Below are 16,198 nucleotides of genomic sequence, written 5' to 3' on the forward strand. Positions count from 1 at the left end.
GTGGGGTGACAGATATGAGCGCCCGTGAGATCGTCGAGGAAGAACTGGTCCATGGCGCGCTGCGCCGCGAGCGACTCTGGCAGAGGATCGGGCTTGGTGGGGCAGGCTTCGGCGTGCTGGGGTGCCTCGCCGCGGCGACCGTCGCGCTGAGCATCAAGGCGCCGCTGCCTGTGGTCGTGCCCTATGACCCGGAAACCGGCATGGCGCTTCCGAATGCTACGGTCGCGGCCGTGTCGCTGGCCGAGCGGCCCGCCGTGATCGAGGCACAGATATATCGCTACATCTTCGAGCGCGAGGCCTACAACCAGCTCGACAACGATCTGCGCGTCCGCCGGGTGCTGGCGCAATCAACAGGTGCCGCCGAGGCCAGCATGCGCGCCATGTGGACCTCGGGGCAGGAAAGCTATCCGCCCACTCGTTACGGACCCTCGGCCGAGATGGCGGTCGAGATAGCATCGATCACCCTCATCGGCGACAACCGAGCGCAGGTGCGTCTGAGAAAGCGTCTGACCAGCCCGCAGGGCGCGCAGGACGGATCGTTCACCGCCACGCTGATGTTCACCTTCCAGCCAGAACAGACCCGCTCGATCGACGATGTCTGGCAGAACCCCTTCGGCTTCACCGTCACCCAATATGCCATCCGATCGGACCGTTCCGAATGATCATTCGTCCTCCAGCAACAATCTCCAGTCTGCGCTCATTCTGTCGTCTGCTTCTCGGCGTGGCAGCACTCTGCATCGCGGCCAGCGCGGCCCTGGCCGAGAACACACCGCGCAGAGGCCCTCTCGATAACCGGGTCCGCATCGCGACCTGGGCTGAGGGACAGGTCTACCGCGTCGTCACGACGCTGACTCGTGTCACCACCGTCGAGTTCGGGACCGGCGAGACGATCCAGTCAATCATTGCAGGTGACACGGTCGGCTTCCAGTTCGACGGGGTGCCTGGTGGGCGCGCCTTCGCGATCAAGCCCACGGCCTCGGGCGTGGCCACCAACATCACCGTCTATACCAACCGCCGTTCTTACTATTTCCATGTGGTCGAGGCGCGCGAGACGCCGCATTACGTCGTCCAGTTCCGCTATCCGGAAACCCGAACCCCGCCGACCCGGGCCGTGGCAGCGGACGCGCCCAACGCGAACTACGCGGTGAGCAGCCAGAAAGAGTTCACCCCCACGGCTGTCTGGGACGATGGCACCTTCACCTACTTCCGATTTGCGCGCAACGCGCCGGTTCCGGCGATTTTCCGCTACGCGAACGGTGCCGAGCGCGCGGTGAACAGCACCGCACAGGCCGACGGCGTGATCCGCGTCTCAGGGGTGAACCGGCAATGGGTGCTGCGACTCGGCGAAGATGAGGTTTGCATTCAGGATAGCACTGGGCCTGCATCATGAGCACTGACACCGAAGATCTCGCCGCACGGCTGGCCGCTCTGGAAGGTACTGCCGGTAAGAAGGCGGGGCGTGCGCGCCGGTCACCTCTCGCAGCCATACTCGGCGTTACAGGCATTGTCGCTGTCGGGGGCATCGCATGGGCGGCCTTGCAGCCAGAAACATCTGCCCCAATGGAGACGGCGGCCCCCGATGAATTCCAGACCACCGGGTCGGGGTTCGGGGATCTGGTGCCGGTGCGTGTGGCCGAACCGGAACCGGCGCCATCGCCCGCTGAGACCGGTCCGTCCGAGACCGAGCTTGCCCTGATGGAAAGCCTCGCAACCTTGCAGGCTGAGCTGGCAGATCTTCGCGCCCGCCCAGCGGAAGGCTCTGGAAGCGGGGCGGAGCAGGCTATCGCCGACCTGACGGCCCAGATCGCCGACCTGCAGAGCGCCTCCGCGCAAGCGCAGCGCGCGCTGGAACGCCAATTGACAGAACGCGACCGCGAGCTGGATCAGATGCGCATGGATCTCGAACTGGCGCGGCTGGCCCCGCCCGAGCCTGCGAGCATCGGCGACAGCGAGGAAGACCTCAGGATGGCCGAACTCGAGCGTCGACGACTTGCCGAGGCCGAAGCCCGCGCCGAACGCATCGCCTCGCCGATGATCGCGTTTTCCGGCATGGGGGCAGGCGCGAACCGTGAGGATGCGCTGGAAGCCGCGGCTCTCAATGCCGATGAGGCCTTCGTGCGGGCGGGCGCCCGACCCGCACCGGTGACCCGGGCGGAAGTGATCGCAAACCCCGCCAACACCGTCATCCAGGGCACGATGATCCAGGCCGTGACGGAGACAGCGCTGGACAGCACACTTCCGGGCGCGATCCGCGCCATCGTCTCCGAAGATGTGCATTCCTTTGATGGCACCCGCGTCCTGATTCCGCGCGGGGCCCGTCTGATCGGGCGCTACCGCTCGGACGTAGCCTTGGCGCAGTCGCGCGTCATGGTGGCTTGGGACCGGATCATCCTGCCCGATAACCAGACCATCGAGATCAGCGCTTTCGGCGGTGACGAGCTCGGTCGTTCTGGCACGACGGGCTTTGTCGACACACGTTTTACGCAGCGTTTTGGCTCGGCCGCGCTGATTTCACTGATCGGGGCACTGCCGGCTGCTGCTGCGGGCCAGATCGAGGATGAGGCGGCGGCCGATATTGCCAGCGACGTGGGCTCAGATCTGCGCGACAGCACCCAAAGCGTCATGCAGGACTATCTCGCGATCCGCCCGGTGATTTATGTCGACCAGGGCACAAGGATCACCGTCATGGTCGACCGCGACCTGGAGGTCTTCTGACATGGCCGCCAGTTACCTCGAAGCCTCGCTGAACAGGCTCGGCGCCGCTGCCCAGCGTGAGGATGTGATAGAGATTTGCATCAACCCGGACGGTCAGGTCTGGGGCGAATTCCAGGGCGATCACTTCATGCGCGGGCTTGGGGCTCCGCTGAGCCAGACTGAAATCAAGGATCTGGGCAATCAGATCGCGTCGGCCGCCTCCACGACGCTCAGCACCAAGAAGCCCATCGTCTCGGTCAGTATCCTCTATCGGGGCCGCCCGATCCGCGCGCAGGTGATTCAGCCGCCAGCCGTTGAGGGCGGATTTTCGATCTCGCTGCGCTTCTTCTCAACCCTGCCGCTCGAAGCCATCAAGCTTGGGTTCCTCTACGGGAAGGAGCGCAGTCTCGAAGGCCTGCGGCGGGACCGCAACCGGACCCTGCGCGACGTGGTTGGCTCTGGTGATATCGACGCTGCCTTGCGCTTTTGCGTCGAGAACAAGCTCAACATGATCGTCTCGGGCGGCACATCCACCGGCAAGACCGTGGCCGCGCGCAAAATCCTCGCGCTGATCCCCCCCGAGGAGCGGATCATTACCATCGAGGAGGCGGCCGAGCTGCGCCCCGAACAGCCCAATTCCCTGACGTTGATCGCCGACCGGGATGCGGAGGCTCGCAGCGCTGACGTGCTTCTCGCCTCGACACTCCGCATGCGGCCCGACCGGATTGTGCTCGGCGAGGTGCGGGGCCGCGAGGCCATGACCTTCCTGGAGGCGATCAACACCGGCCATGGCGGCTCGCTGACCACGCTTCACGCCGAAACCCCACAGCTTGCGGTACGTCGCCTCGCCATCGCCGCCCTCAAGGCGCAAGTGCCGATGACTTATGCCGATATGGTCGATTATATCGAGGGCTCGATCGACGTCATCATCCAGGCCGGTCGCCATGACGGCGCGCGCGGCATCACAGAATTCTTCCTACCGGGCCAAAGCATGCATTCCAGCACGGTCGGGACAGGGGACAGCAACACCGAAAAGCCCTCTCTCGCTGCCGAATAATCAGAAAAGGACAATCCATGCGTCAGACCACCCTCGCTCTTGCTCTCCTCACGCTGGCCGGGCCACTCGTGGCCCAGACCTCGCCACAGGTGACCAATGATCTCACCGTCGACATGGCACCCCAGCAGTACCGGATTTGCAACGACCGCCCCGCACGCCCGACATGGATGGATGAGATCCATCCGCGGCAGGCGTATCGGGCAACGTCAATGATGGAGCTCTATGAAATTCGCGCATGGGAAGAGATTACGGCTTCTGGTGACTGCTCATGCGACACCCGATTTCCGGCATGGGACAGCGCCGACAACGAATACCGGCAGCAATACGAAGGTCTCGCTCAGGGCGAACACACAGCGCTACGCCTCGAATGGATCGCGAAACGCAAACAACTTCAGCCGATGGTCCGTGAAACCTGCGAAGCTCAGGGCAACTGGTAATGGGCGTTGTCAGCTGGATGGTTGGAACGGCTGACAGCTTTCTTGCTGACGCCGCGGAGTCCCAGTTTGGGGCGGTCGCGAGCAATACCGGCACAATCGTCCTGCTGATGGTCACGCTCTCCCTAATCGGGGTCTGCATCAATATGGCGTTCCAGTTCCGCAGCATGGATGGCGCCACGTTCTTCTGGTATCTCGTCAAACTGACTTTGATAGGCCTCTTCGCGTTCAACTGGGCCAACTTCAACGCTGTCGCGACCGCTGTCATCGGCGGGCTGGACTATATCGCCGGTGCGCTGATCTCGTCGGTTGGAGGTGGTGGGGCAGGGGCCACACATTTCGCAGGCGAATTTGACGTTCTGATCGAAAAGTTCAGCCAGTATCTGAACGCCATCGGCGCCAACCTGAACTGGATGACAGGGGCGATCCTCGGCGGGATCGGTCTTATCCTGCTCAGTCTTCTCGGCTTCATGACCGGCATCGTGCTGATCTTTGCCAAGATGATGCTGACCTTGATGCTCGGCCTCGCGCCGATAATGATCGCGCTCTCACTCTTCGATGCAACCAAGGACTTTTTCCATCGCTGGGTCTCGACGACGATCAGCTATGCCTTCTACCCAATCGTCATCGCCGCCATGTTCTCGACCGTGGTCGGCATGTCGAATTCTCTCCTCGCACAACTCGGTGATCCCAACTCCGCGTCCAACATCGGGGCGCTGGTGCCGTTCTTCGTGATGATCTTCCTCGCGAAGGGGTTTGTTGCGGCGACGCCACTGATTGTGCGTGGGATCTCAGGGAACCTGATGGTGGCCGCAGCGCCTGCGGTGGTTGGTGGATCGGCCGGGGCAATGCGAGGGCTGTTCAATACCGCCGGCGTAAAGGGCAGATCTAGGATCGGCGCGCTGACCACTGGAGAGGCGATTGGGCGAGGTGTTGTTCAGAGTCCAGCGGCTGTTCGAGCGGTCGCTACGACCGCCAGTGCGCAGGTGGTCAGGATGGCGGAACGGGCGAAGCGGTTGGGAAGGTAGAAATTGATGAACTGCCGTTCACAAGATCTTCCACCAAGGATCACAATGTAGGTGGAAACTCGCCATTCGCTGCAGGCGCAACATTCGCTATGACGCCGCAGCAGCTTCCGGGTTCATCAGCGGAAACCTGCCCTTTGATAACCGTTATGCGGGTTGATGCGCGCCCATTACCTGAACCCGAATAAACGGGCTCAGCGAAATCACGATGATACCGATCGAGAACAGACACCAGATCGCGGGTTGTTCATTGAGATTTGTTGTCAGCATGAAGGCCATGAATGGCCCCATCAAAAGGTGAAAAAGCGCAAAGCGCCACGCACCATACCAAAGTGGCAGGGCAAAGACGGCAAGGAAATAGGCCGGGAAATAGACATTGATAGGCAGGTATGAGCCGCCCCATTCCATCAAGCCGTTCAGTGGCAAGATCCAGCCAATGTGCCAGTCGCCCGAGATCAGGCATGTTTGCAGGGCGCACATTGGCGAGCCGGGTGTGCAGGGTCCAAAAGCCTCCAGCGGAACCAGTTTCAGCAGCATAAACCCGGTGGCGATTGCAGCAAGGCCATACACACTGCGCCTTTGCCAGTCGGGAACCGCGGCTGGCGCGATAGCCATAGCAAAGGCGTTGATAAACAAGGGCTGGATCGCAATGTGCAGATAGGAGAGCGTCGTGATCGATATGTTGGCAGGGTTGGAACATTCATCCACGACCGCGTATCCGGCGGCCTGCAACCCCTCCATCAGGGTAAAAAAGGCAAGTGTGATCCAGATCGCCTTCGGCTCACCTCGTATCGCAGTCACTGCAACCGCTACGCCGCCAACTGCCACCATTGCTACCGAAACCGATGCACTCCAACACATGATCAATACCCCCCGGCTGTCACGCCTGCAGGCGCCGCGGAGCAGGTTTTGAAGGCACTGCAAGTGGGTGGCTAACTGATGCCAGTAACGGTCCGATCTGATCCAGATAAGTCGGCTCGAAATCAGCGAATCCGACCAGGCTGTCATAATCATCAAACGTGACGAAGCCATCACGAAACGTCACCATTCCAGATTCGCGCAGCGTGCGCAGAACCCGATTGACGTGGACAGCACTTAGCCCCAGCGCATCTGCCATAAGGTACTGACTGAGAGGGCAAGCATAACCCGCTTTGCTCCCCATGCCGACGAGGGAAAGTCGAGCACCAAGTTCCAGTGTATGCGTCCGGTCTGACTGGTGTTGACTTATTCCGCCGCCCATTTCCACGGCATGAGATCCTCAAGGCGGTTCATTTTGTGATCTGCGATGCGGGCGAGCACCCAGCGAAGCCAAGCCTCTGGATCGACATTGTTCATCCGGGCGGTTTCAATGAGCGTGTAGGCGATAGCGGCGGCGTCACCGCCCCCCTTCGACCCCATGAAGAGGTAGTTTTTCCTGCCAAGAGTCACTGGCCTGATTGAGCGCTCGCAGATATTGTTGTCCAATTCCAACTGCCCGTTATCGAGATATGCTCGAGCCTTCGGCATACGCCCCAGCGCATAGCGGATAGCCTCTGCCAGTATCGATTTGCCGGAAATCTTGGGCAACTGAAGCTGAAGCCATGCTTCAAGTTCCTCGAAGACCGGTTTTGCCTCTTCCTGCCGCACGGCAACGCGTTCCTCGACAGGCTTGTAGCGCGCCTCTTTTTCCACGGCATAGAGGGCAGCAATCCGTTTGATCGCTTCTTCGGCGATGGCAGATCCCTCACGATCATAGACCTCGACAAATTTGCGGCGGACATGAACCATGCAGGCCTGCTCGCTGGCCTTTCCATCGCCGAACAGACCGTTGAACCCTGTAAAGCCATCGGCATGCACGACCCCTTGATACCCAGCGAGATGTGTTGATGGGTGCTCGCCTTTGCGATCCACGCTGAACTGATACCACGCACAGGGCGGCGCCTGCCCATGCCAGGGGCGTTCATCACGCACGTAGCTCCAGAGCCGTGCGGTTTGGGCCTTTCCAGTCTTGCCCTTGATCTGCATCTTGACGGGGGTGTCATCAGCAAACAGCGCCGGTCCGGCCCGCACCAGCTTGCCGATATGGTCGGCCAGGGGCTCGAGCAGGGCCGTGGATCGCCCGACCCAATCGGTCAGCGTGGAGCGATGCAGATCAACCTTGTCCCGGGAATAGATCACGGACTGGCGATAAAGCGGCAGGTGATCGCAATATTTACCGACCAACACATGTGCCAGAAGACCCGGCCCCGGGCGGCCGCGCGTAATCGGGCGCGAGGGCAGCTCGGCCTGGGCGAAAGCCTCGCAGCAGGTGCAGGCCATGCGCGGCCGCACAATCCGCTTCACGATGAAATGGCCGGGGACATATTCCAGTTCTTCGGTAACATCCTCGCCGAGCTGCTTGAGCGCGCCCCCGCAATCGCCACAGGCATCGCCGGGCGAGAGTATCTCTTCCTGGCGCTCAAGGTGGTCAGGCAGTGGGGCGCGATTATGGGTGCGCTTGGCGGGCGCGGGCTGGTCCGTGTTGTCTGCGGGCGCTGCCTTTTGCGCCTTGGCGGCCGCTTCGATCTCGGCGTCTTCCTGCAGGTTGAAAGCCAGTTGATCCATGCTCTCGGACTTGGCCCCGAAACGGGCCTTGCGATGTGCCGCCAGTTCCTTCTTCAGCTTCTCGATCTGGTAGGCCTGAGACTTGATCTCGGCTGCCATCAGCTCGCTGATAGCCCGCAGTTCGGTGGGGTCTTCGGGCAGGGATTTGAAGGTATCGCGCATGCGCAATTTATATCTGATCAGCCAGCCGAACGGAACGCCAAAAGAGGCTTAAACCCTATATTATTATGACTTATCCAGCCTGTAGCGGCCGCCAGGTTCTTTGTGGCATGCGCCAGTCGATCCCCTCCAGAAGCATCGCCAGCTGAGCGGCTGTCACGCAAATTTTGCCGTCCTTGGCGGCGGGCCAGACAAACCGTCCCTTCTCAAGACGCTTCATAAAAAGACAGGTGCCCTGCGTATCCCACCAAATGATTTTTAACAGATCGCCCCGGCGGCCACGGAACACAAACAGATGTCCCGAATACGGATCCTCGGCCAGCAGTCGCTCGGTTTGCGCCGCCAGCGTGTTGAACCCGCGCCGCTTATGTGCTGCAGCACATAAGCGGCGTTATGCGGCGGCCATGATTATGTGGAGTCCTCAGCGACGAAGCAAAGATCGCTGAGGAATCGGAAAATTGTCACTCAGCATAATTTGAGCGGCGTGCCTCCTTCAACATGGCAATGAGCTTGTCCGGCGGCGAGAACGTACCCGGCTGCAGGGTCGGGGAGCTTGCGGCCGCCAAGGCTTCGAGCTTGTCGTTCGGATCAGCGCGCAAGTAGACCTCGGTGCTTTGGAGATTGGCGTGGCCTAGCCACAGCGCCACCTTTCGAATATCGCGCGTGGCGCGCAGCATGTGTTGGGCACAGCTGTGCCTCAACACATGAGGTGTCACGCGCTTTGCCGCAATTGATGGAAAAGATTGGGCGGCGGTGATCACGTGTTTGGCCAGGATATATTCGAACCCGGATCTGGTCATCGCGAAGCCCGCAGCGTTGAGAAATAGCGCTCCATCTTGTCGCTGTTGGCGGACGGCAAGCCAGGCTTTGAGCGCAATGACGCCTCCTTCCACAGTGGCAGCACGCGCTCTCGCCGCCCCTTGCCGATGACGTGATAGTGGCCGGACTTCGGAGTTCGAGTTGATCGAGCTGCAGTCCGACCAACTCGGAAACCGCAGGCCCGCCGAGAAGGCGAGGTGGAGCATTGCGCGGTCTCGGGCACCGTAAATGGTCTTGGGATCGGGCGCGTCGATGAGCGCCTGAATCTCAGCCCTTGTCAGCGAAGCGACTAGCGTCTGGTCGGTCTTCTTTATTGGGATGGCCCGGACGCGAAGCGACTGATCAAGGCAAGCCGGCACACGATACTCCAAGAATCGGAAGAACGATTTGATGGCCGCTAATCGAGCATTACGGGATCGAGCCGAGTTGCCGCGATCCCGTTCGATATGCTCGAGGAAGGATAGGATCATTGGCACCCCGATATCTTCTACTTCCAATTGCGATGGGGCCTTTTGGAGCTGCCGCGCAGCAAAGGTGACGAGCAATTGAAAGCTATAGGCGTAAGCGTCACAGGTGTGCGGCTGGCGCGCTGATCGCGAGGCAGGTGTTCTCGAAGAAACCGGGAAAGAGCGGGTGCGAGCGCGGTCATGCTGCACCTGTCCGGTCGAAGGTCTCGGCAATATCTGCGATCTGCGCCATCAAGCTTGGTATGGCCTGAAGATACCAGTAAGTGTCGTGAACATGCGCATGGCCGAGATACGTGCTGAGAGCGAGGATGTGGCGGGATACGGCGTCGTTGTCGCATGGGCATTGTTCCAGCGATCTCACGGCGAAGCTGTGCCTCATGTCGTGGATACGCGGTCCCGGCTGTCCCGGAGCACCCCTCAATCCGATCTTGCGCGAAATTTTCCGGAAGATCGCACTGACCGTGTCGTAGCGCGGCGGAGTACCTTCGTTGGATAAGAACAGCGCGGTAGTCTCCCCGATGATCGACAAACGAGCGGAGAGATAGCGATCGATTGCCGCACGGGTCGTGCTGTGAATCGGAACAAGCCTGCTCTTCTTGAACTTGGTGCTGGCGATGACCAGTCCGTCGTCGGTGACATCGCCAAGTCGTAAAGCCAGCGCTTCGGATATCCGCATTCCGGTCGCGGCGAGCAACCCAAACAATGTGTAATAAGTAAGCGGTCGAAGCGTACCGATCGGACCAAGCGAAGCCGCCGCGACCATGAGACCTCAATCTCCTCGGCCGAATAGATATATGGCTGCTTCCGCCGAAATAACCCTCGACCAACGCGTCAGCCGCCGGCACTTCATGCCCGGGATCTTCGGCGTGCATCGCGATCGCGAACCGGCGTACCGTAAGCAGCCGGTTGCGTCGTTGTTCGGGAGAAGGTGCCTGGATTGCCCATGCGATGACTCGATCGCTTTTGACCATGCCGTCGCCGTGATGCTCAGCGTAGGTCACGAACATGCGCAGCAAGATCCGCTGCGTTCGGAATTTGAAACCCATCGCCTCGTGAAGCGCGACGTAGCGCGAAAGATCGTCGGTCAGCATGACACTTCTCCCGGCCACGGTTGTGCGATCCGCTCCAGCATGATGACATCGACTTTGGCGTATAGGACCGTGGTCTCCACGGACTTGTGTCGCAAAACCGCGCCAATCGACTGCAAAGTGGCACCGCTTCGGAGCAGGTGTGTAGCTGCCGAATGGCGTAGCAAGTTCGCTCCGCGTGATGGCGGATCCTCAATGCCAGAGCGCGTCAAAGCATGAGAAACGATCTGAGAAATAGACGGAGAACCATGAAACGGCCGAAATGGCGCGGTTACTGTCAGGAACATGCGGTCGTCGTCAACAGCTGGCCGAGCGTCATTCAGATAGCCGAGCACGGCATCGCCCGCATCCTGCGGTAGAGGCAAAAGAGTCTCGGATCGTCCCTTGCCCTTGACACGCAGGGTTCCCGAACGCCAATCAATGTGCTGAAGTCGCATCTCCGAAATGTCGCCCGCCCGCAATCCGAGACGGGCAAGGAGGAGTAGAATCGCGCGATCTCGAATACCCCGCCTGGTTTGAAGATCGCAGGACGCCACGACACGTTCGACCTGATCGGGTGACAGATAGCGCGGCAATGATGATAGTCGCCATTGCGGAATGCGTGGCACGGCGTGTTCAAGACCAGGGCGACAGCGATCGGACGCTGCCAGAAAGCGCAAATATCCGCGCAGTGCGGTCATCATTGTCTTGGTGTAAACTACGGAGCAGTGTTGGGCTTCGTTGAGAATAGCCATTCGGATGCCAGCTGGGCCATAAGCGTGCGGATCCGATCCCAGTGACGGGAGAAGCCGCATGACCATTCTCCCGTGTCGTACGGCTGTCTGTTCGCGAATGCCTCGATGTCGCAGGAGCCATTCCTGGAAATCGCCAACCAGAGGGTCAACGGAGTTTGCGACGGCCTCAGCCAGAGGAGCGATGATGCCACGTCTGGCAAAACGAGATAAAACGATGAACACGGTTAAGATAGCCAGTCGAGCAGGGCACGGCTCGCCGTGTGCCCCCGCAACGACAACGATGCTTGGCGAACCGGCCAAGAATGTCGTGGTCGATGAAACCGAGTTCGACCTTCTCAATTGCAAGCCACGCGGCAAAATGGCGAGCGCAATCGGTGTAGCCTTGGATGGTCAGCGGTGAGTACCTCAGCAAAGTGAGTTCTTCAGCAAACTGGTTGACCCACGGCGTCAGTTCGCCCGCGTCCATGGTCCTTGGTGCCGGGGCCTGTCTTTTGATGACGTTCATATCTACTCTCCCATGTGCCAGAATGGCGCTTGGGAAGTTTAGATTATGCCGCGCTGTCGCCCTGCAGAGATATTTTATTATCCTGCAATTAATGCCTAAAATTGCCCTCGTCGCGAAGGACTCCGCATAATCGTGGCCGCTGCATAACGCCGCATATCTGTCACGCCCGCCGCCAACCAAACCCGCGTGTTGCTCGGCACTGGGATCATGCCATCAACCCCTGCACAAGGCGCAGAACCGACGACAGCCCCGTCGGACCTTCCACGAGAATGCGCCGGCCATCCGACAGGGTAATGTCTACGCGCTGTGCTGAAGCCGCAGAGCCGAGATTGTCCGCTGCGCTGCATTCTTGCCCAGAGGTGGCACTCTCCATCGGCGAACCGTCAATCTCAACGGGAAGGAAAACCCCTTCAAGAGCCGCGCCCTCTATCGGTGCAAACCGAGCATCCTTCAGCCATTTGAAAATCAGGTTCGCATTCATCGAATAGCGCCGCGCAACCTGCGCAACTGAAACGCTCGGATTCAATGTTTGCTCGCAAATTGAACGCTTCTCGTCGTCAGACCAAAGCCGCTTCTTCTGACCCTTCTTCCCCGCCATCACCAACCTCAAGATGTCCACTTCTTTGGTTGCCGCCCGTAATGCAAGAAGTTTTGACAGTCTTGGCGTGTGATCGAGTGCGAACTTCTTTCAGGCCTCGTTGTGCGGCATTTCCAGAAGCCGCGGGCCGGGATGGTGATCTGCGGATCAGGTCCAAATCTATCGAGCGCGCTATAAGCGCATAGTGGACAACTGGTTTTCCTGACCCAGATCTGTTCGATCATTGTGCCCATTCAGGTCGTCGTCTTCTCACACTCCCCTTGGCCCCGACTCTGGCTGATTACGACATGTAGCTCATGCCGTAGCCGCCAGCGTCGGATCTCTGTAATCCTCGTTCTTCGTCAGCATCGCCCAGATCTGACGCGCCATCTTGTTCGCAAGCGCGATCCCGACCAGAAGCTTCGGCTTCCGCTCCAAGATGCGACCGATCCAGCTCTCCGCCGGTATCTTATGGCGCGCGCGGCCGATAATCCGACTCATTGCACCAATGATCAGAAGCCGACGGATATCGGCCTGTCCAGCCTTGGAGATCCGGCCGAGTCGTTCCTTGCCGCCTGAAGAATGTTGGCGTGGGACAAGACCCAGCCAGGCCGCAAAGTCGCCCTCTCTTGAACTGAGACATGTCGGGCGCGAAGGCTTCAACGGCCAGAGCCGTCAATGGCCCGACTCCGGGCAGGGTTTGCACGCGTCGCGCCGTATCCGACTGAGCGGCCAGTTCCTTGAGTTTCCCGTCACGCGATGTGATGCGCGCCGTCTTCTCTGCGATCTGTGCCAGAAGGTCCCGACACTCTTCACGGACGATGCCGCACAAGTCGCAGGTCTCTGATTCAACCAAGTCTTGCATGCGCTTGATGTGCCCTATGCCGATTGGAAAGACGTGACCGTGTTCATAGAGAATTGCACGAACAGCGTTCACGTCTTCTGTGCGTTGCCTAATCAATCGCTCCCGGCCCCGGAACAAGGCAGCCCGCGCCTGCTGATCAACCGTCTTTGGCGTGACAAACAGCATCTCAGGCTGGCGCGCAGCGATGATGATCGCATCTGCGTCGGCTGCATCATTCTTTTTGTGGCGCTTCACGAAAGGCCGAACAAACTGCGGAGCGATCAGCTTGGCCTGATGACCCATCGCTTCCATTTGGCCTGCCCAGTAGTTCGCGCTGCCGCAGGCTTCGAAGATAACCACGCTCGGGGCCAGCTTCGGCATGAACACACGGAACTGTTCACGCGTCAGCTTCTTTTTGAACTGGATCTCCCCGGTCGCCATCAACGCCCCGTGAACCTGGAAAATGGACTTTGCCAAATCTACGCCGATTATCATATCATTCACTTTGCCGTCCTCTCCGCTTCATATGTGGTTTCACTACCGACATGTTGGCACATTGCGATGCCGTCGGGGAGGGCGGCAACCATCCCATCTACCGATGGTGGACACTATCACCCACTCCTCCGTTCGAGCAGGGCAGTCAGACCGGACGCATACGTTCCAGTAGGAAATGTGCCGTTCGTTCGGCTGCGTCACGACGACCGATATTGACCAAATGCTCAACGACCATAGCCTCGTCACGAGATGTCGCCCAAAGGACAGCGGTTGCCAGCCGGGGCGTGTCAGCAAACGCCTTCATAAGATCTGAGACATGAACTTCCGTTACTTCGATGTCGGTAACGGGTTCGATCGTGTGATCCGAGATGTGCAAAGCCACGCTGCGAAACCCGAGAAAATCGCCTGGAATCTGGAAGTCGATAATCTGCCTCTGGCCATCTGCCAAAAGTTTATAGGAACAGGCCCAGCCAGAAATAAGAATGTAAGCCGCCTGATCCGACTGCCCCTGATGTACCAAATCGCGTCCGGCGACAAAGGTACGCCGACGCTTGTGCAGACCATCCAGCACGGACAGTTCAACATCTGATAGAGCGACAAACGCACCCAGTTTGCGCACAAGCGGTTTCGTTTCGATGATGTATCCCCCTGTAAACGACCAAGTCTGCAATCTTATCAGAAAAAAACCACCGCCAACTGATGTCGATCAGTGCGCCTTGCAGAATCTGGTTCTATGAGGTCGGAACAGCCATCTGACTCTTTTTGTCGGATTAATGGAATGCAAAACATAAGTTGAAGAGGGAATCCTCATGATCCGCGCAACCCTGCTTGCAATGACGCTTGCGACCCCGGCCATGGCCGAGGTGATGACCGTTCAAACGACGAAGTATGTTCCAGCCGCCATGGACGCGCTGGAGGCTGCGGTGCGAGAGGCCGGGGCCAAGGTCTATGCCCGGATCGACTACGCTGCCGAGGCCAACAGCGTGGAGATGGAACTTCCACCGGCCCAACTGCTGATCTTTGGCAACCCGGTCGTTGACACGGCCGCGATGCAGGGCGACATTCAGACGGGATTGATGCTGCCTCTGCGCGTGCTGGTCTATCATGGCCCAGATGGCGACACTCAGATCGCCTATCAAGACGTGACCGATATGTTCGATGGCATGAGCATCAACGTTAGGGCGGACTACGTGAACGAAATGGAAGACACCTTGCGAATGCTGATCAACAAGGCCATCGACTGAAGTCTTTAACTGACATTCCCCAAGTAGAATGCCCTCTGAAAACGATGCCACGGGCCCTTCTATAGCCCGTGGCCCAAGGCATTTTGACCGGATCCGATTTCGGCCTTCTATGACGAGACCATTTCAAGTCTGATCGATCCGAAGGAGCGACATTGGCTTGAGCGAGGCAGCAGCCGTTGAAGAAATTGAACCTCCGCTTCGGGCTCTTAGTAATGTATCGCCGCTCTTTGCGTGAATGCCCGTTGCCAGACCGCGAACGGCACACGATCATCTTGGTCGTTCGGCAAACCCGTTCATTTGCAGATGTTTCGCCGAAAAGTCCGGGGGGTTAGCGAAAGGCTGATCTCAGAGCCCGGCAGCAACGCTGATTGCTGCGCCACCGCATGGCGGCAAAGAGCCCAATTTGCGGATTGCTGCACTTCGAGCGAATGGCCGTTCTGACTTGACCGCTGCGAAGAAATGACAAGGTTTGGCGCGTAGAAGCATGTCTCAGGATCGGCGAAGAAGAGCCTGGCGAAGCAGTCGGGTCATCGCCGCGACATACTCATCCTCGGTCCAGCCAAGATGCAGAGTAAGTTCCCTCCACGTATCGAGGTAAGCTGTCGCGTAGAGAACTGCTGCCGCTTCGTTGATGTCCCACGCCGATGAAAGGTCACCCAAGCTGGCGATCTGCTCGGTCATTCCCAAAAAGCTTTGTTGGCGAAACTTCATGCGATCTCGCCATGCCGAACCCAGCGCAGGATCGTCGTTCTGTGCGGCCTCCAGAATCCGGGCGACCGGAAACACCGCTGACCAGAACCGGGTGTTGAGGCGCATGGCACGCTCAAGGAGTTCAGCACCGTCCTGCGCAGCACGTACGTGCGCGAGCTTGCTGCCGAGGTCGAGCGTTTCGTCCATATGCCGGACGATTGCAAGCAGCAGACCTGTCCGGTCACCGAAATGCAAATATATCGCTTGGCGTGAGACGCCCGCCTTGGCCGCCACATCTGTCAGTTTCAGGTTAGATCCGTGATTTTCTATCAGATCCCAGCTTACCTTAAGAATCTGCTCCCGGTCTGGGCCTTGCCGTAATCGGGCACCTTACTTGACACTCAAGCCGCCGAAGTCATCCCTGATGCATGTCTTCACATTGTGGATGGCGGTCATGCACCATGGATACATCACGCCGACCAGATTGGGCCCCCGATTTTCGACTGTCTTGGCTCGAAATCTGCGGTCGCGCTGGAGTGACAAGTTCAGGAGAAAACAGACCTTCGCGTCGCCATCTTGAACGGCAGATTCGTCCCGCGCTGTGTGATTTCGTGGTTTCAGTTTTGCTACGAGCAGCCTGAATGACCGTTCTTCTCGTTGCAATGCAGCGCGAGATTTCGCGGCCGTGCAGCGGAGAAAATGCTGCGAGCACACGCAGCGAAATTTGATCGCTCCCGGTTTGGGCTCATATTCTGCAATAGCTGCGTTTTACCCGAAGGTCGG

The 16,198-nt window shown here is 59.2% G+C and carries 15 protein-coding genes and 5 pseudogenes; 7 read left to right on the top strand and 13 right to left on the bottom strand.

Annotation, left to right across the window (positions count from 1 at the left end; translation table 11 throughout):
* Positions 1 to 14 precede the first annotated feature (14 nt).
* Genes H9529_RS17570 through H9529_RS17595 form a run of 6 tightly spaced genes read left to right on the top strand, consistent with a single transcriptional unit; the run spans position 15 to position 5,213 of the window.
* On the top strand, positions 15 to 662 hold the full coding sequence (locus H9529_RS17570) for a virB8 family protein (protein WP_092892289.1): 648 nt from the start codon (positions 15 to 17) through the stop codon (positions 660 to 662).
* Positions 659 to 1,390, top strand: a complete 732-nt coding sequence (locus tag H9529_RS17575; RefSeq protein ID WP_092892287.1) for a TrbG/VirB9 family P-type conjugative transfer protein — start codon at positions 659 to 661, stop codon at positions 1,388 to 1,390. The genes H9529_RS17570 and H9529_RS17575 overlap by 4 nt, the downstream gene beginning before the upstream one ends.
* Entirely contained in the window at positions 1,387 to 2,715 is a 1,329-nt protein-coding gene (locus H9529_RS17580) for a TrbI/VirB10 family protein (protein WP_092892285.1), read from the top strand. The genes H9529_RS17575 and H9529_RS17580 overlap by 4 nt, the downstream gene beginning before the upstream one ends.
* A 1-nt stretch (position 2,716) precedes the next feature.
* Positions 2,717 to 3,751, top strand: a complete 1,035-nt coding sequence (locus tag H9529_RS17585; RefSeq protein ID WP_092892283.1) for an ATPase, T2SS/T4P/T4SS family — start codon at positions 2,717 to 2,719, stop codon at positions 3,749 to 3,751.
* Positions 3,752 to 3,768: 17 nt separating this feature from the next.
* Positions 3,769 to 4,188, top strand: coding sequence for a hypothetical protein (locus H9529_RS17590; RefSeq protein WP_092892281.1), 420 nt, complete (start codon positions 3,769 to 3,771; stop codon positions 4,186 to 4,188).
* Complete coding sequence (locus H9529_RS17595) at positions 4,188 to 5,213, top strand: type IV secretion system protein (protein WP_092892279.1); 1,026 nt, start codon at positions 4,188 to 4,190, stop codon at positions 5,211 to 5,213. Before H9529_RS17590 ends, H9529_RS17595 begins: the two co-directional genes overlap by 1 nt.
* Before the next feature lie 144 nt (positions 5,214 to 5,357).
* Here H9529_RS17595 and H9529_RS17600 read toward each other — a convergent pair whose 3' ends face one another.
* From H9529_RS17600 to H9529_RS17645, 12 genes and pseudogenes are all read right to left on the bottom strand, one after another.
* Complete coding sequence (locus tag H9529_RS17600; protein ID WP_223814408.1) at positions 5,358 to 6,041, bottom strand: DUF5765 domain-containing protein; 684 nt, start codon at positions 6,039 to 6,041, stop codon at positions 5,358 to 5,360.
* A gap of 49 nt (positions 6,042 to 6,090) precedes the next feature.
* Positions 6,091 to 6,405 (bottom strand): annotated as a pseudogene (locus H9529_RS17605) (helix-turn-helix domain-containing protein); the annotation flags it as partial.
* A 29-nt stretch (positions 6,406 to 6,434) separates the two neighbouring features.
* On the bottom strand, positions 6,435 to 7,955 hold the full coding sequence (tnpC, locus tag H9529_RS17610) for an IS66 family transposase (RefSeq protein ID WP_092892275.1): 1,521 nt from the start codon (positions 7,953 to 7,955) through the stop codon (positions 6,435 to 6,437).
* Between the two features lie 70 nt (positions 7,956 to 8,025).
* Positions 8,026 to 8,316, bottom strand: a pseudogene (gene tnpB, locus H9529_RS17615) (IS66 family insertion sequence element accessory protein TnpB); the annotation flags it as partial.
* A gap of 97 nt (positions 8,317 to 8,413) precedes the next feature.
* A complete protein-coding gene (locus H9529_RS17620) occupies positions 8,414 to 9,427 on the bottom strand; it encodes a tyrosine-type recombinase/integrase (RefSeq protein WP_223814397.1) in 1,014 nt (337 codons plus the stop codon).
* Positions 9,417 to 10,001: a tyrosine-type recombinase/integrase gene (locus H9529_RS21255; RefSeq protein ID WP_317889650.1), complete on the bottom strand. Its 585-nt coding sequence runs from the start codon at positions 9,999 to 10,001 to the stop codon at positions 9,417 to 9,419. Before H9529_RS21255 ends, H9529_RS17620 begins: the two co-directional genes overlap by 11 nt.
* 321 nt (positions 10,002 to 10,322) lie before the next feature.
* Positions 10,323 to 11,060 (bottom strand): tyrosine-type recombinase/integrase, encoded by a 738-nt coding sequence (locus tag H9529_RS20905; RefSeq protein WP_223814240.1) that lies wholly within the window; start codon positions 11,058 to 11,060, stop codon positions 10,323 to 10,325.
* A gap of 166 nt (positions 11,061 to 11,226) precedes the next feature.
* Complete coding sequence (locus H9529_RS20910) at positions 11,227 to 11,565, bottom strand: hypothetical protein (RefSeq protein WP_223814398.1); 339 nt, start codon at positions 11,563 to 11,565, stop codon at positions 11,227 to 11,229.
* A gap of 146 nt (positions 11,566 to 11,711) precedes the next feature.
* Positions 11,712 to 11,774: pseudogene (locus H9529_RS21260) on the bottom strand (IS66 family insertion sequence element accessory protein TnpB); the annotation flags it as partial.
* Complete coding sequence (gene tnpA / locus H9529_RS17635) at positions 11,771 to 12,163, bottom strand: IS66-like element accessory protein TnpA (protein WP_190305744.1); 393 nt, start codon at positions 12,161 to 12,163, stop codon at positions 11,771 to 11,773. The gene tnpA and the pseudogene H9529_RS21260, both read right to left, overlap by 4 nt.
* Positions 12,164 to 12,457: 294 nt before the next feature.
* Positions 12,458 to 13,481, bottom strand: a pseudogene (locus tag H9529_RS17640) (IS110 family transposase).
* A 163-nt stretch (positions 13,482 to 13,644) separates the two neighbouring features.
* A pseudogene (locus H9529_RS17645) lies at positions 13,645 to 14,121 on the bottom strand (Crp/Fnr family transcriptional regulator); the annotation flags it as partial.
* A gap of 169 nt (positions 14,122 to 14,290) precedes the next feature.
* Here H9529_RS17645 and H9529_RS17650 point away from each other — a divergent pair.
* Complete coding sequence (locus H9529_RS17650; RefSeq protein WP_092891914.1) at positions 14,291 to 14,725, top strand: DUF302 domain-containing protein; 435 nt, start codon at positions 14,291 to 14,293, stop codon at positions 14,723 to 14,725.
* 489 nt (positions 14,726 to 15,214) lie between these two features.
* Here the strand turns inward: H9529_RS17650 and H9529_RS17655 are convergent, their stop codons facing one another.
* Entirely contained in the window at positions 15,215 to 15,670 is a 456-nt protein-coding gene (locus tag H9529_RS17655; protein ID WP_263399457.1) for a hypothetical protein, read from the bottom strand.
* Positions 15,671 to 16,198: the final 528 nt, after the last annotated feature.

It is taken from the genome of Roseicitreum antarcticum (assembly GCF_014681765.1).
Taxonomy (GTDB): domain Bacteria; phylum Pseudomonadota; class Alphaproteobacteria; order Rhodobacterales; family Rhodobacteraceae; genus Roseicitreum; species Roseicitreum antarcticum.

Excerpts from the sequence above, each read along its gene's own strand:
- H9529_RS17570 (WP_092892289.1), top strand. The coding sequence starts at position 15 with ATGAGCGCCCGTGAGATCGTCGAGGAAGAACTGGTCCATGGCGCGCTG.
- H9529_RS17575 (WP_092892287.1), top strand. The coding sequence starts at position 659 with ATGATCATTCGTCCTCCAGCAACAATCTCCAGTCTGCGCTCATTCTGT.
- H9529_RS17580 (WP_092892285.1), top strand. The coding sequence starts at position 1,387 with ATGAGCACTGACACCGAAGATCTCGCCGCACGGCTGGCCGCTCTGGAA.
- H9529_RS17585 (WP_092892283.1), top strand. The coding sequence starts at position 2,717 with ATGGCCGCCAGTTACCTCGAAGCCTCGCTGAACAGGCTCGGCGCCGCT.
- H9529_RS17590 (WP_092892281.1), top strand. The coding sequence starts at position 3,769 with ATGCGTCAGACCACCCTCGCTCTTGCTCTCCTCACGCTGGCCGGGCCA.
- H9529_RS17595 (WP_092892279.1), top strand. The coding sequence starts at position 4,188 with ATGGGCGTTGTCAGCTGGATGGTTGGAACGGCTGACAGCTTTCTTGCT.
- H9529_RS17600 (WP_223814408.1), bottom strand. The coding sequence starts at position 6,041 with ATGGTGGCAGTTGGCGGCGTAGCGGTTGCAGTGACTGCGATACGAGGT.
- tnpC (WP_092892275.1), bottom strand. The coding sequence starts at position 7,955 with ATGCGCGATACCTTCAAATCCCTGCCCGAAGACCCCACCGAACTGCGG.
- H9529_RS21255 (WP_317889650.1), bottom strand. The coding sequence starts at position 10,001 with ATGGTCGCGGCGGCTTCGCTTGGTCCGATCGGTACGCTTCGACCGCTT.
- H9529_RS20905 (WP_223814240.1), bottom strand. The coding sequence starts at position 11,060 with ATGGCTATTCTCAACGAAGCCCAACACTGCTCCGTAGTTTACACCAAG.
- H9529_RS20910 (WP_223814398.1), bottom strand. The coding sequence starts at position 11,565 with ATGAACGTCATCAAAAGACAGGCCCCGGCACCAAGGACCATGGACGCG.
- tnpA (WP_190305744.1), bottom strand. The coding sequence starts at position 12,163 with ATGGCGGGGAAGAAGGGTCAGAAGAAGCGGCTTTGGTCTGACGACGAG.
- H9529_RS17650 (WP_092891914.1), top strand. The coding sequence starts at position 14,291 with ATGATCCGCGCAACCCTGCTTGCAATGACGCTTGCGACCCCGGCCATG.